15 protein-coding genes and 1 tRNA gene are annotated in these 12,496 nt (G+C 71.4%); 10 read left to right on the top strand and 6 right to left on the bottom strand.

Translation table 11 applies throughout. The annotated features are described in order from the left end of the window. Window positions 1–4: 4 nt before the first annotated feature. On the bottom strand, window positions 5–436 hold the full coding sequence (locus tag DFJ66_RS13765; protein WP_121221387.1) for a DUF6319 family protein: 432 nt from the start codon (window positions 434–436) through the stop codon (window positions 5–7). Window positions 437–538: 102 nt separating this feature from the next. Here DFJ66_RS13765 and DFJ66_RS13760 point away from each other — a divergent pair, with 102 nt between their 5' ends. Together DFJ66_RS13760 and DFJ66_RS13755 are read left to right on the top strand one after the other, a co-directional pair. Then, window positions 539–880 carry a DUF6401 family natural product biosynthesis protein gene (locus tag DFJ66_RS13760; RefSeq protein ID WP_121221386.1) on the top strand — a complete coding sequence of 114 codons (342 nt, stop codon included), beginning with the start codon at window positions 539–541 and terminating at the stop codon, window positions 878–880. Between the two features lie 366 nt (window positions 881–1,246). Then, on the top strand, window positions 1,247–1,435 hold the full coding sequence (locus DFJ66_RS13755) for a DUF3072 domain-containing protein (protein WP_121221383.1): 189 nt from the start codon (window positions 1,247–1,249) through the stop codon (window positions 1,433–1,435). A 60-nt stretch (window positions 1,436–1,495) separates the two neighbouring features. Here DFJ66_RS13755 and DFJ66_RS13750 read toward each other — a convergent pair whose 3' ends face one another. From DFJ66_RS13750 to DFJ66_RS13730, 5 genes are all read right to left on the bottom strand, one after another. Beyond that, window positions 1,496–2,509, bottom strand: a complete 1,014-nt coding sequence (locus DFJ66_RS13750) for a mechanosensitive ion channel family protein (RefSeq protein ID WP_121221381.1) — start codon at window positions 2,507–2,509, stop codon at window positions 1,496–1,498. Between the two features lie 61 nt (window positions 2,510–2,570). Continuing rightward, window positions 2,571–2,780 (bottom strand): hypothetical protein, encoded by a 210-nt coding sequence (locus tag DFJ66_RS13745; RefSeq protein ID WP_246029750.1) that lies wholly within the window; start codon window positions 2,778–2,780, stop codon window positions 2,571–2,573. Window positions 2,781–2,784: 4 nt separating this feature from the next. Then, a complete protein-coding gene (locus DFJ66_RS13740) occupies window positions 2,785–3,969 on the bottom strand; it encodes a S8 family serine peptidase (protein ID WP_121221377.1) in 1,185 nt (394 codons plus the stop codon). Between the two features lie 119 nt (window positions 3,970–4,088). Continuing rightward, window positions 4,089–5,270: a cation:proton antiporter gene (locus tag DFJ66_RS13735; protein ID WP_121221375.1), complete on the bottom strand. Its 1,182-nt coding sequence runs from the start codon at window positions 5,268–5,270 to the stop codon at window positions 4,089–4,091. A 4-nt stretch (window positions 5,271–5,274) separates the two neighbouring features. Beyond that, a complete protein-coding gene (locus DFJ66_RS13730) occupies window positions 5,275–5,754 on the bottom strand; it encodes a cation:proton antiporter regulatory subunit (protein WP_121221373.1) in 480 nt (159 codons plus the stop codon). Between the two features lie 19 nt (window positions 5,755–5,773). Here DFJ66_RS13730 and DFJ66_RS13725 point away from each other — a divergent pair, with 19 nt between their 5' ends. The 8 genes from DFJ66_RS13725 to DFJ66_RS13690 all read left to right on the top strand — a co-directional run bounded on the left by DFJ66_RS13725 (window position 5,774) and on the right by DFJ66_RS13690 (window position 12,134). After that, window positions 5,774–6,880: a DUF1015 family protein gene (locus tag DFJ66_RS13725; protein ID WP_121221371.1), complete on the top strand. Its 1,107-nt coding sequence runs from the start codon at window positions 5,774–5,776 to the stop codon at window positions 6,878–6,880. A 10-nt stretch (window positions 6,881–6,890) separates the two neighbouring features. Beyond that, window positions 6,891–7,253: a chorismate mutase gene (gene aroH, locus DFJ66_RS13720; RefSeq protein ID WP_121221369.1), complete on the top strand. Its 363-nt coding sequence runs from the start codon at window positions 6,891–6,893 to the stop codon at window positions 7,251–7,253. Window positions 7,254–7,319: 66 nt separating this feature from the next. After that, a complete protein-coding gene (gene cmk, locus DFJ66_RS13715; RefSeq protein WP_121221367.1) occupies window positions 7,320–8,039 on the top strand; it encodes a (d)CMP kinase in 720 nt (239 codons plus the stop codon). After that, window positions 8,036–8,683: a lysophospholipid acyltransferase family protein gene (locus DFJ66_RS13710; protein WP_121221365.1), complete on the top strand. Its 648-nt coding sequence runs from the start codon at window positions 8,036–8,038 to the stop codon at window positions 8,681–8,683. The genes cmk and DFJ66_RS13710 overlap by 4 nt, the downstream gene beginning before the upstream one ends. Then, complete coding sequence (gene der, locus DFJ66_RS13705; RefSeq protein ID WP_121221363.1) at window positions 8,680–10,089, top strand: ribosome biogenesis GTPase Der; 1,410 nt, start codon at window positions 8,680–8,682, stop codon at window positions 10,087–10,089. Before DFJ66_RS13710 ends, der begins: the two co-directional genes overlap by 4 nt. Before the next feature lie 21 nt (window positions 10,090–10,110). Then, window positions 10,111–10,773 (top strand): response regulator, encoded by a 663-nt coding sequence (locus DFJ66_RS13700; protein ID WP_121221361.1) that lies wholly within the window; start codon window positions 10,111–10,113, stop codon window positions 10,771–10,773. Continuing rightward, window positions 10,767–11,894, top strand: a complete 1,128-nt coding sequence (locus tag DFJ66_RS13695) for a sensor histidine kinase (protein ID WP_121221358.1) — start codon at window positions 10,767–10,769, stop codon at window positions 11,892–11,894. The genes DFJ66_RS13700 and DFJ66_RS13695 overlap by 7 nt, the downstream gene beginning before the upstream one ends. Before the next feature lie 166 nt (window positions 11,895–12,060). Next, window positions 12,061–12,134: transfer RNA gene (locus DFJ66_RS13690), tRNA-Pro, on the top strand. Window positions 12,135–12,496: the final 362 nt, after the last annotated feature.

Here is a 12,496-nt window from a genome sequence, read left to right as displayed (position 1 = left end):
TCGCTCACTCGCTCAGCTCGGCCAGTGCGGCCTTGACCTTCGCCAGCTCGGCTTCCAGCTCCTCCATGCGGGTGCGGTGCTGGGCCCGAGCGGCCTCGATGACCTCGTCGATGCCGCCGGCGATGTCCTCGTGCAGCTCCTTGGCCGCCTTGGACACGGCCGCCGCCGAGATGGACAGCCCCTGCACGACCCGCTTGGTGCCGTGCACCAGGTCGGCCTGCCACTCGCCGTCGGCGGTGCCGGTGACGGTCAGCGTCAGCTCGACCGTGCGGGTCTTCTTCGCCGTGCTCTTGGTCGCCTTGGCCTTCGCGGGCTTGGGCGCGGGCGCCTCGGTGGTGGCGGGCGCCTCCGGGGTGGCGGGCGCCTCCTCCTGCTGCGTGGGCGCCTGCGCGGCGTCCACCTGGTCTTCTTGCTCCACGAGCGTGTCCGCCTGCACGTTCTCGTTTCCTCTCTGCCTCCGGCTCGACCCGGCCGTTGATCCTAGAACAGATGTTCGATGGTGGGTCGACCGCCCCGCACAGCGTAGGGTGTCGGGCTTGTGAGTGGATGGCGGGACCTGGCCGCCCGACGGTTCCTGGACCGACTCGGCGGCGAAATCGGCATGGCGACGTCGGCACTGGCCCCGGTGGGCGTGGTCGCGGCGATCGACCAACACGCGGCATCCGTGCGCGACATCCTCGCGTACGGCGCGCCGGCGGCAGCGGCGGCGGTGTTGTTGGCCGGGTACGCGCGCGGCGTGCTGGACGAGGCGGCGGCGCACGGGTGGTCGTTGCCGTCGATCGTGGAGTGGGCGCACGCGGACTGGACGACGTTGAGGTTGGCCGCTGTCTGTGATCTGGCTCGGCGGTCCGATGAGCCGGAACTCGCCTTGGAAGCTTGATCTTTCGCTCTCAAGATCAAAAGCGAAAGCCAAAAGCGAAAAGCGGACGCTCGCCGCTGGGCAGGCCCCCGGGGGTGGAAGGGCGTCGGTTTCTTTCCCCGTCCGGCCTGCCGGAGGCAACCACCCTTGGCCCGTTTCCGCAACCGGTAAAGCTGGTTGCGGAAACGGGCCAAGCGCGGTTGGGCTGCGCCCAGGCCGGACGGGGAAAGAAACCGAGGCCCTTCCCGTGGGCTTGGCAGCACGGCGAAAGCGTGGCCCTTCGGGCGTGCGCCTGCGGCGCGGCAGGGTTGGTGGGGGTGGCCTGCGGGGGTTGGTTCGGTGGGTTCCCGGGTACCTCGAACGGGCGTTCGAGTGAAGGGAGACGTCGTGAACCGGACCCCCGAGAAGGACCCCGAGGACTGGACGACCGGTGACGAGCCGATGACCGGGCCCCAGGAGTCCTACCTGCACACCCTCGCCCAGGAAGCCGGTGAGGAAGTGCCTGCTGAGCTGACCAAGGTCGAGGCCTCGCAGCTCATCGACCGGCTCCAGGAGAAGACCGGTCGGGGGAAGTGAGGCTGGGCGTGGCGGAACCGGGACGGTGACTGGCCCACCGTCCCGGTTCGGTGCCACCGGTTACTGCGTCGGCGGCGGGTACTGGCCGGGGCGCGGTTGGGGCTGGACCGGCGACCCGGCTGGAGGCGTGGGCATGTTCTGGGTGGTGGGCGGCGGCGTGCCGGTGGCACCGGAAGTGCCCGGAGTGCCGGAGGTGCCGGGACCGCCGGGAGTGCCGGGAGTGCCGGAGAAGCCCGGAGCGCCGGCGGCACCGGAAGCGCCCGAGCGCGAGGCCGCGTGGGCCGGGGTCTCGGTCGGGCGGGGCACCTGCTGGGTGGGGGCCTCGGCTGTGCGGCGGACGTCCTCGCGGCCGCGCTGGTAGGCCTCGGCCTGGGCCTTCGCCTGCGGGACCTCGGTTTCCGCCTTGGTCAGCCAGCCCTCCCAGCGCTGCTGCATCGGCTTCACCAGGCCGCCGCCGACGCCCACGACGGCGATGCCGCCGATGGTGGCCAGCAGGGTGATCAGGATCGGCATGGTGACGGTGGTCGCGATGCCCATCTGGTTCAGGGCCGCGATCACGCCCAGACCGATGATGAACCACGACGCCACGTTGGCGACCATCCGACCGTAGGACAGGCCGCCCAGGGCACGGGACACGACGTCCTTCACGGCCCGTGCGATGGCCGCAGCCACCACGATGATCACGATCGCCACGATCGCGCGCGGCAGCCAGGCCACGATCTCGGTCAGCAGGTTGCTCACCGGGTTCGACCCGAACAGCCCGAACGCGATCTGGAGCGCGATCAGCAGGACCGCGTAGTACACGATCTGCGCCACCAGGCCGGACGCGTCGAACCGCGTCCGGGACAGCGCGTCCCCGATGCCGCCCCGCTGCACGGCGCGGTCGAAGTGGACGCGTTCCAGCACCTTGTTCACGGCCGTGCGGAGCAGGCGGGCCACGATCCACCCGATCAGCAGGACGAGCAGGAACCCGACCAGCTTCGGCAGGAACGTCACCACGGACCGCAAGGCGTCACCGGTGGCCTCACCGATCCCTTGGGCCTGCGCCGTCTGCACGGCAAGCAGGGCGTTCATCGTTCGACCTCCTCGGGGGGAGTGGTTCGTCTCACCGAACCGGTTACCCGAGGTGGTCGGTTCAAACCCCTGGTAGGCCCACCTGCCGCTGCCGCTCGACGTGGGCCACGCCGGGCACCTCGCGCAGCGCGGCCACCGCGTCCTCCGGCGCGCTGCCGGTCACCACGCCCAGCGCGTCCAGCACGCGGTCGACCGCCATCCCGACCCGTTGGAGGGCCGGGACGACGGTCGAGGCGTCCACACCGTCCGCGACGGTGACCGCGACGGGCACCACGTCAGGGCGCCTGGACCAGGCCCGCGCCGACGTCGGTGGCGGGCAGGCCGAGCCGCCGGGCCGACTGCATCAGGCGTGCCCACAGCTCCCAGCCGCGCGCGTTGTAGTGCTGCGCCATCAGCGCGGCCACGCCCGCCACGTGCGGGGTCGCCATGCTGGTGCCCTGGATGCGCTTGTGCTGGGTGTCGGTGGTCTTGCCGTTCCAGCTGGAGTACACGTTGACGCCGGGAGCGACCACATCGACCTGGCCGACCGTGTCGACCGTGCCGCACGAGAAGAACGCGATGGCCCGCTGGTCGTCGATGGCGCCCACGGCCAGGATGGACGGGCAGTTGGCCGGGTGACCGACCGGGGCGATCTTGTCCGGTCGACGGCTCTCGTTGCCCGCCGCCGCCACGATCAGCGTGCCCTTGGACATCGCGCGCTGCGCCACGGTCTCGTAGATCTGCGAGTACGGCGTGCCGGGGCGCACGGCCGAGCCCAGCGACATGGAGATGACCGCGCAGCCGTTGGTGATGGCCCAGTCGAGGCCGGCGAGGATGCCGCCGTCCGAGCCGAAGCCCGCGTTGGACAGCACCTTGCCCGCGTAGATCTCGGCCTCGTAGGCCACGCCGTAGCCGGGACCGCCGGTGGCGGGCTTGCGCGGGCCGGTGGCGGAGCCGATGCAGTGGGTGCCGTGGCCGTGCGCGTCGTCCACGGTCTCGCCGGTGATGAACGACTGGGTCAGCACGGTGCGGCCGGCGAAGTCCGGGTGGTCCACGGTGAAACCGGTGTCCAGGACGGCCACGCGGATGCCCTTGCCGGTCGCGGTGCTGATGTTCGCGCCCACGGCCTGCAAGCCCCACGTGAACACGGACTCGTCCACGGCGGCTTCCACGGCCTCCTGCGCGGGTGCGGTCAGGGCCTGGACCACGCGCTCGGGCTCCACCAGGGCGATGGGGCCGGGCGACTCGGCGGCGGCGGCCAGGGCGTTGACCTGGTCGGGCTGGGCGTTGACCACGGCGACGCCGACGTTCGGGTAGATGACGCCGTCCACGGTCCCCAGCGACTCGGCGGTCGCGCCTTCGAGCGCGCTCGCGGTGCGGATGCCGGCCACGCTCGACAGTTCGCGGGCGCTCGCGGCGACCGACCCGTCCTCCAGGAGGACGAGGTAGCGGCCGGTCGTGGTGTCGGTCGGTTCGGACATGACGACCCCTCTCTCGGGGTTGGGCAGTCAGGTTTAACCCCGTGACGCGCTCACGCTCAAGCGGCCGTTCGTGGGTGTTTATGCCATACCGGAGAGACGTTGTCGGATCGAGATACAGATCAGGCGGTAGCCGGTTCTGTTCCACGCTTTCGGGTGAATTTTGCGAGCGGTTCGACAACACGCGCCGCAACCGGCCCGAGGACCGCCATCAACAACACGTACGCCGTCGCCAACGCCGCCAGCTCGCCGTCCACGCCGCCCGACGCGACCGCCAGCGACGCGATCACGATGGAGAACTCACCCCGCGCGACCAGCGCCGCACCGGCCCGCGCCCGCCCCAGCCGGCCGATGCCCTGCCGCTTGGCCGCCCACCACCCGGTGGCGACCTTGGTCAGCGTCGTCACGACCGCCAACGCGATCGCCAATCCCAACACGGGTGGAATGGAGGTCGGGTCGGTGTTCAACCCGAAGACGACGAAGAACATCGCGGCGAAAAGATCACGCAGCGGTTCCAGCATTCGCGTGGCGTTCTCCGCGGTCGACCCGGAGATCGCGATTCCGAGCAGGAACGCGCCCACCGCCGCCGACACCTGCAGCTGCGCGGCGACCCCGGCCACGAGCAGCGCCGCGCCGAGCACCTTGAGCAGGAACACCTCGGGGTCCGGGCTGTCCACCAGCGCGGAGACGTACTTGCCGAAGCGGAGAGCGATGATCAGCACGACGGTGATGGCCAGCAGCGAGATGCCGACCGCGCTCAACCCGCCCAGGAAGCTCACGCCCGCCAGCACGGCGGTCAGGATCGGCAGGTAGACCGCCATCGCCAGGTCCTCGAAGACCAGCACCGACAGCACGACCGGCGTCTCCCGGTTGCCCAGCCGGCCCAGGTCGCCGAGCACCTTGGCGATGATCCCGGAGGAGGAGATGTAGGTGACGCCCGCCATCGCGAGCGCGCCGACCGGCCCCCAACCGAGGATCAGCGCGGCGATGGCGCCGGGAGCGGCGTTGAGGACGATGTCCACCACCCCGGCCGTCCACGACCGCTTGAGGCCGGTCACCAGCTCCGCCGCCGAGTACTCCAGGCCCAGCAGGAGCAGCAGCAGGATCACGCCGATCTCGCTCGCGATGTGCGTGAAGTCCTCGATGCCGTGCAGCGGCACGATCCCGCCCTGGCCGAACGCCAGGCCGCCGATCAGGTAGAGGGGGATCGGCGAGATGCCGATGCGCCAGGCCAGCTTGCCCAGCAGGCCGAGGCCGAAGAAGACGGCGCCGAGTTGGACCAGTGCGATCGCGGTGTTGGGCAAGTGCTCAGCCGTCCAGGATGTCCGCTGTCTTCGCCAGGCCGTCCGCGGTGCCCACCACGACGACCAGGTCACCACCTTCGAACACGAAGTCCGGGCGCGGCGACGGGTGCACCGAGCCGGCGCGCACCACGGCCACGATGGACGCGCCGGTGCGGGTGCGCAGCTCGGTCTCGCCGAGCGTGCGGCCGTCGAAGGTCGAGCCGGGCACGATCGGGAACTGCCTGGTCGAGATGCCCGCGACGTCGCGGTGCTGCTCCTCCAGGTGCGCGACGAGCTGCGGCGCGCCGAGCAGGCCCGCGAGGGTGCCCGCCTCCGCCGGGGTCAGCGCTATCGAGGCCGAGCAGTTGTCGGGGTCGTCCTTGCTGGACACGATCAGCTCGAACTTGCCGTCCCGGTGGGTGATGACCCCGATCCGGCGGCCCGCGCGGATCATGAAGTCCTGGCGGGTACCGATTCCCGGCAAGGGCGTGACCTCGACGTTCATGAGATCGATAGTAGTCGTCATGAGTGATCGGGTGAGGGCCGTGCGCAGCGGCTGGGTGGTGCGGGACCGCGTCCCGGGACCGGACGTGGACGAGTTCGCCGAGCCGGAGCGGGTGGTCGAGGCGCTGGCCGCGTCCCGGGGCCGGACCCTGCTGGCCGTCCAGCACCCGCACCGCACGCCCGCCGCCCTGGCCGCCGGGTTGAGCCTGGTGGACGCTTTGGACGGGGCCCGGGACGAGCTGGCCCACCTGTGCCGGACGGCGTACCGGCGGGTGCACGACGTCGTCGCGCCCTACCGGGTGGACGGGCCGGACGGGACGGCTTACGGGCTGCTGTGCATGGCCGACCCGGCGGCGGTCGGGCACACCGAGGACGTCTACCCGGACGTGGTCGCCGAGCGGGCGCGGGTGCTGTCGGGGTTGGGGTGCGTGACCAGCGCGGCGCTGCTCGTGCCGGTGGGGGCGTCCGAGCTGACCCGGCTGGTGGCCGGCGTGGACGCGCCGGCGGACGTGTCGATGGTGGACCCGAGCGGGCGGCGGCACTGGCTGTGGCTGGAGGGGCCCGGCCCGCGCCAGGACGCTCTGCTGGCGGCCGCCGGTGCCCACCCGTTGATGGTCGCCGACGGGAACCACCGGGTGGCGGCCGCGGCGGCGGCCGGGTTGCCGGGGTTGTTGGCGCTGGTCACGGCCGGTCCGGACCTGCGGGTGGGGCCGATCCACCGGGCGTTGGTGGGGACCGGGTTGTCGTTGGAGGACCTGGCGGCGGCGTGGCGGTCCGCGGGGGTGGGGGTGGAGTGGGCCGACGTGTCGGCTCGGCCGTCACCCGGGGTGGTGGTCGCGGTGTCGGGGGCGCGGGCGTTGCGGGTTTCCCTGCCCTCGGTGGGAGTGGATCACGCGTTCGTGGAGTCGGTGTTGTTGGAGGAGGCGTTGGGGTTGGATCCGGAGAGCCCCTGCGTGCACCCGGTCACGGCCGGGGTGCCGCTGGACGCCGATGCGGTGCTGTTGATCGCGCCCGTGCCGCTGGAGGATGTACTGGCTGTGCACGCTCGGGGTGGTCGAATGCCCCGGAAGAGCACGTACTTCACCCCCAAGCCGCGCAGCGGGCTGCTGTTGGCCGACCTGACCTAGTCTCGGGTGCATGGCGGTGAGGGCGATTCGCGGTGCGACCCAGATCGACGCGGACGAGCGCGAGCAGGTGCTGGAGGCGACGGCGGAGCTGGTGCGCGAGGTGCTGGAGCGCAACGGGCTGACGTCGGAGGACCTGATCAGTGTCGTGCTGACGGCTACGCCGGACGTTGTGTCGGAGTTCCCGGCCTATGCGGCTCGGATGGCTGGGCTGGCGGATGTGCCGTTGCTTTCGGCGACCGAGATCGACGTTCCGGGGGCGATGCCCCGCGTGATCCGGCTGTTGGCCCATGTCGAGACCGACTTGCCGCGTGGTTCGGTCAAGCACGTGTACCTGCGCGGTGCGGCCGGATTGCGCACGGACCTGAGCCGGTAAGGGTGTGACGCGCCGCACCAGGCACAATTGTGGGGTTGACCGTCCGTTCGAGTGAGGAGACCCCCGGTGGGACACGGTGAGCTGCGTGGCGTGGTGGCCCTCGACGGGCCGTCCGGCACCGGCAAGTCCTCCGCCGCGCGCCGACTCGCGGCGACCCTGCGCGCCCGCTACCTGGACACCGGGGCGATGTACCGGGCGATCACGCTGGCCGTGCTGCGCGCCGGGGTCGACCCGACGGACGCCGAGCGGGTCACCGAGGTCGCGCGTGCGGTGAAGCTCACGCAGACCGACGACCCCGAGGACTCGCGCACCCTGGTGGACGGCGTGGACGTCGGCGCGGAGATCCGCGGTCCCGAGGTCACCCTCGCCGTGTCGCCGGTGTCGGCCGTCAAGCAGGTGCGGGAGCTGCTGGTCGAGCAGCAGCGCGCGATCATCGCGGACGCCCTGGAGAATGCGGGCGGCATCGTGGTCGAAGGCCGGGACATCGGCACGGTCGTCGCGCCGAACGCCGAGCTGAAGGTCTACCTGACCGCGGACGCGCAGGCGCGCGCCCAGCGGCGGACCAAGCAGGACAACGCGTCCGGCCGGGAGTCCACCGTGGACGCCACGCTCGCCGACGTGCAGCGGCGGGACGCCTACGACTCGTCCCGGCAGGTGTCGCCGTTGCGGCTGGCCGAGGACGCGGTGGAGCTGGACACCACGCCGTTGGACCTGCCCGGTGTCGTCGCCGCCCTGCTCGACCTGGTCGAGGAGCGCGGGTTGCGGGTCGTGGCGGTGGGTGGGTGAGCGGGGCGCTGCCCGAAGGCGGTTGGCCGTGGCTGACCGACGTCGGTCGTTGGATCGCGCGGGGGCCGTTCGCGTGGGCGTTCCGGGTGCGGGTGTCCGGGCGGGACCGGTTCCCCCGGCGCGGCCCGGTCGTGGTGGTCGCGAACCACAGCTCGATGGTCGACGGGCCGGTCCTCTTCGGCGTACTGCCCCGTCGTGTGGTCTTCTTGATCAAGCAGGAGATGTTCCGCGGCGTCGCCGGGTGGGGCCTGCGCCGGATCGGCCAGCTGGCCGTCCGCCGCGGCGAACCCGACCGCGCGCCGCTGCTCGCGGCGCAGGGCGTGCTGCGTGCCGGTGGTGTCGTCGGGGTGTTCCCCGAGGGCACGCGCGGCGCGGGCGACGTGGCGCAGGCGCAGCAGGGCGCGGCGTGGCTGGCGCGGACGACCGGTGCGGTGGTCGTGCCGGTCGCGACGCGGGGCACCCTGCGCCCACCCGGGACCGGGCGAAGGTTCCGACCGGTGGTGGACGTGCTGGTGGGTGAGCCCTTCGAGCTGCCTTCCGACAAGGGTCGGCAGGCGCTGGAGAAGGCCACCGAGCAGGTCCGCGACCGCTTGGCCACGCTGGTGGCCGAGCTGGACAGCAGGCGGAGTGGAGAGACGCGATGACGGACTTGGACGGCACGTGGGCGGACGAGTCCGAGTGGACCGCGTTCGACGACGAGTCGATCGACGGTGACGAGGGCGGCGGCGTACCGCAGCCCGTGCTGGCCGTGGTCGGCCGGCCGAACGTGGGCAAGTCCACGCTGGTCAACCGGATCATCGGCCGCCGCGAGGCGGTCGTGCAGGACGTGCCGGGCGTGACCCGGGACCGCGTGGCGTACGACGCGCTGTGGAGCGGCCGGAAGTTCACCGTGGTGGACACCGGCGGCTGGGAGCCCGACGCCACCGGCATGTACGCGTCGGTCGCCGCACAGGCGGAGCTGGCCATGTCGACCGCCGACGCGATCCTGTTCGTGGTGGACGCGACCGTCGGCGCGACGGCCACCGACGAAGCCGCGGTGCGGGTGCTGCGCAAGTCCAAGCGGCCCGTGCTGCTGGTGGCCAACAAGGTCGACGACGAGCGCGTGATGGGCGACGTGGCCGCGCTGTGGTCGCTGGGGCTGGGCGAGCCGATCCCGGTGTCCGGTCTGCACGGGCGCGGGTCCGGCGACATGCTCGACAAGATCCTGGACGCCCTGCCCGAGACGCCGCGCGACACGTTCGCCTCCGGCGCGGGCGGTCCCCGGCGGGTCGCGCTGGTCGGGCGGCCCAACGTGGGCAAGTCGTCGCTGCTCAACCGGCTGACCGGCGAGGAGCGGTCGGTGGTCGACTCGGTCGCGGGCACCACCGTCGACCCGGTCGACTCGCTGGTCGAGCTGGACGACGAGGTGTGGCGGTTCGTCGACACGGCGGGCCTGCGCAAGCGCGTGAACTTCGCCTCCGGCGCCGAGTACTACGCGTCGCTGCGCACCAAGGCGGCCATCGAGTCCGCCGAGGTGGCGGTCGTGCTGCTGGACGCGTCCGAGCCGATCAGCGAGCAGGACCTGCGGGTGCTGACGATGGTCGTGGAGTCGGGGCGCGCGTGCGTGCTGGCGTTCAACAAGTGGGACCTGGTGGACGAGGACCGGCGGCACGCCATGGTGCGCGAGCTGGAACGCGGCCTGGTGCGGGTGCCGTGGGCGGAGCGGATCAACATCTCGGCACTGACCGGCCGGGCCGTGCGCAAGCTCGCGCCCGCGCTGCGCACTGCGCTGACCTCGTGGGACACCCGCGTGCCGACCGGACGGCTGAACTCGTGGCTGAGCGACCTGATCGCCGCCACCCCGCCGCCGGTGCGCGGCGGCAAGCAGCCCAAGGTGCTCTTCGCCACCCAGGCGGGCACCCGCCCGCCGACGTTCGTGCTGTTCACCACCGGGTTCCTGGAGGCCGGGTACCGGCGGTTCATCGAGCGCAAGCTGCGCGAGGAGTTCGGCTTCGAGGGCAGCCCGGTGCGGATCTCGGTGCGCGTGCGGGAGAAGAAGCCGCGGAAGTGATCGGTTGCCCCGGCATGCGGAATGCGGTTGCCTGACGACGTGCCGGTGCGATTGGTCCTCGCGGACGACGAGCCCCTGCTGCGTCGAGGCCTGCGGGTGCTGCTGGAGGCGGACGGGCGCGTCGAGGTCGTGGGCGAGGCGGCCGACGGGGCGGGCCTGCTGGACGCCGTCCGCCGCCACCGCCCCGACGTGGCGCTGGTCGACGTGCAGATGCCCGGCATGGACGGCCTGTCCGCGCTGCGCGCCCTCCTGGCGTGGACGTCCCCGCCGGCGGTCGCCGTCCTGACCACGTTCGACCTGGACGACTACGTCACCACCGCGTTGGAACTAGGAGCCCAGGGCTTCCTGCTGAAAGACGCCGAACCCGACGCCCTGGTCCGCGCAGTGCTGGACCTGGCGGCAGGCGGCGCCGTCCTGGACCCGAGGATCACCGCCCGCCTGCTCCCCAAGCTCCGGGGGGCAGGCCGCCTACGCGACAACCCGCACTTGAACTCGTTGAGCGCCCGAGAACGCCAGGTCCTGGCGTTGATCGCCAACGGCCAGTCCAACAGCACCATCGCCGCCGAGCTGGGCCTGAGCGAAGCCACCGTCAAGAGCTACGTCTCCACGGTCCTCACCAAGCTGGGCGTGGAGAACCGAGTCCAAGCCGCCTTGGTCGCCCACCAGGTAGGCGGCACATGGTGATCTTCATCATCGAACTCCTGGCCATCACCATCCCCGCCGCGATGGTCCTGCTGGCCGACCAGGTCCCTTACTCCTGGTCCATCCCCACAGCCCTGGCAGCGTGCGTACTCCTTCCCCTCCGCCGCCGCTGGCCCTTCCCCACCTTGATCCTCTGCCTACCGGCCCTGCTAGGCGGCCTGGGCTGGCCCCCCACAGTCGTCGCCCTCTACCACCTGGGCCGCACGTCCTCCACCAGGACGATGGCCATCGCCGCCACCCTCACGACCACCCTCCCCGCCACCCTGGTGGTCGCCACCCAACACCTGACCCCCGGCGGCGTCCTCCTGACCTACACCTTCACCCTCTTCATGTCCGGCGCCCCCACAGCGCTGGGCGCCTTGATCACCACCCGCCACAAACTCACCGCCAGCCTCCACGAGGCCGCCGGCGCGAGAGCAGCCGAGCTGGAGGCCCAAGAGCAGTCGGCCAGGGCCTCCGAACGAGCCCGGATCGCCCGAGAGATCCACGACGCGGTAGGCCACCACACCACCCTCATAGCCGTGGAATCCGCAGCCCTGGCCGCCACCACCACGGACCCCACCACCCGCGAAACCGCTCAACGCCTGCGTTCGCTGGCCAAGGAGTCCCTCTCCGAGATGCGAACGGCCCTGGGCCTCCTCAACACCGACCCACCCCAGACCGACGCCGACATCCCCACCCTCGTGGACAGGACAAAGGCAGCCGGCCTCCCCATCCGCCTGGACGACCGCACCACACTCCCCCTACCTCCGTCCATCAGCCGAGCCGCCTTCCGAGTCGTCCAAGAGGCCCTCACCAACGTCACCAAGCACGCCCCAGGCGCCCCCGTCCAGGTCCGCCTGACCAACACCACCAACACCCTGACCATCAAGGTCACCAACGGCCGGCCCTCCAGCGCACCCCCACCCCCCACCGAGGGCGGCAAGGGCCTAACCGGCCTGTCCGAACGCATGCGCCTGGTAGGCGGCACCCTCACCACCAGCCAAGACAAGGACACCTTCACCCTCACCGCCACCCTGCCCCTCACCCCGCCGACTCAGTCGAAAGTTGACAAAGATGACTCGACTTTCGGCGGTAGTGCACGAAACCCGGCCAACGCATAGTGAGCAGGCGTCGATCCGGGGGAGCAGGATCAGACCGAGGGGAACCGCAGAGGTCCGCCCACCCGCGGACCTCTGCACCCCCTCCAGATCCACAACCGGGGGGCCGCTGTCGGGGGCCCGTTGGGGGTGCGCTAAGCTATGCGAGCACCCCACAACGGGATGCGGCCGGGACGTGGCGCAGTTTGGTAGCGCACTTGACTGGGGGTCAAGGGGTCGCAGGTTCAAATCCTGTCGTCCCGACGGTCTGAAGGAGCCCGCTGGCTCTGGGTATAAGCCCAGGTCAGCGGGCTCTTTCGCGTTGCAGGGTTGATCTTGAGTTGGTCACGAAACGGTAACTTTGCGATCTTGGTGAACGCTGTTTAGGAGCGAAATCGGGAGCGAGTGGCTCCAGATCTTTGACCAGGGCCAAATGGGGTCGTCCCGAACGGGTGAATTCGGGTAACCGGCCCCAACAACCACCCGTTCGCGTGAACCGCCGCCAAGGTGCGCCGAACGCTCCGAGCCAGCCCCAACCTGCCGGTGTTGCCTCGGTCCGGCTCGAACCGACGCGGCCTGGCGTAGACCACTGGCCGCTGCGCTACGGCAGGTCGGTCAACTGCTAC

This window comes from Saccharothrix variisporea (genome assembly GCF_003634995.1).
In the GTDB taxonomy this organism is placed as follows: Bacteria; Actinomycetota; Actinomycetes; order Mycobacteriales; family Pseudonocardiaceae; genus Actinosynnema; species Actinosynnema variisporeum.
This window is presented reverse-complemented; position numbering and strand designations above follow the sequence as displayed.

What these genes read in the sequence shown, in the direction of transcription:
- DFJ66_RS13750 (WP_121221381.1), bottom strand. Translation starts at nt 2,509, where the DNA reads ATGAACGCCCTGCTTGCCGTGCAGACGGCGCAGGCCCAAGGGATCGGT.
- DFJ66_RS13740 (WP_121221377.1), bottom strand. Translation starts at nt 3,969, where the DNA reads ATGTCCGAACCGACCGACACCACGACCGGCCGCTACCTCGTCCTCCTG.
- DFJ66_RS13730 (WP_121221373.1), bottom strand. Translation starts at nt 5,754, where the DNA reads ATGAACGTCGAGGTCACGCCCTTGCCGGGAATCGGTACCCGCCAGGAC.
- DFJ66_RS13725 (WP_121221371.1), top strand. Translation starts at nt 5,774, where the DNA reads ATGAGTGATCGGGTGAGGGCCGTGCGCAGCGGCTGGGTGGTGCGGGAC.
- aroH (WP_121221369.1), top strand. Translation starts at nt 6,891, where the DNA reads ATGGCGGTGAGGGCGATTCGCGGTGCGACCCAGATCGACGCGGACGAG.
- der (WP_121221363.1), top strand. Translation starts at nt 8,680, where the DNA reads ATGACGGACTTGGACGGCACGTGGGCGGACGAGTCCGAGTGGACCGCG.
- DFJ66_RS13700 (WP_121221361.1), top strand. Translation starts at nt 10,111, where the DNA reads ATGCGGTTGCCTGACGACGTGCCGGTGCGATTGGTCCTCGCGGACGAC.
- DFJ66_RS13695 (WP_121221358.1), top strand. Translation starts at nt 10,767, where the DNA reads ATGGTGATCTTCATCATCGAACTCCTGGCCATCACCATCCCCGCCGCG.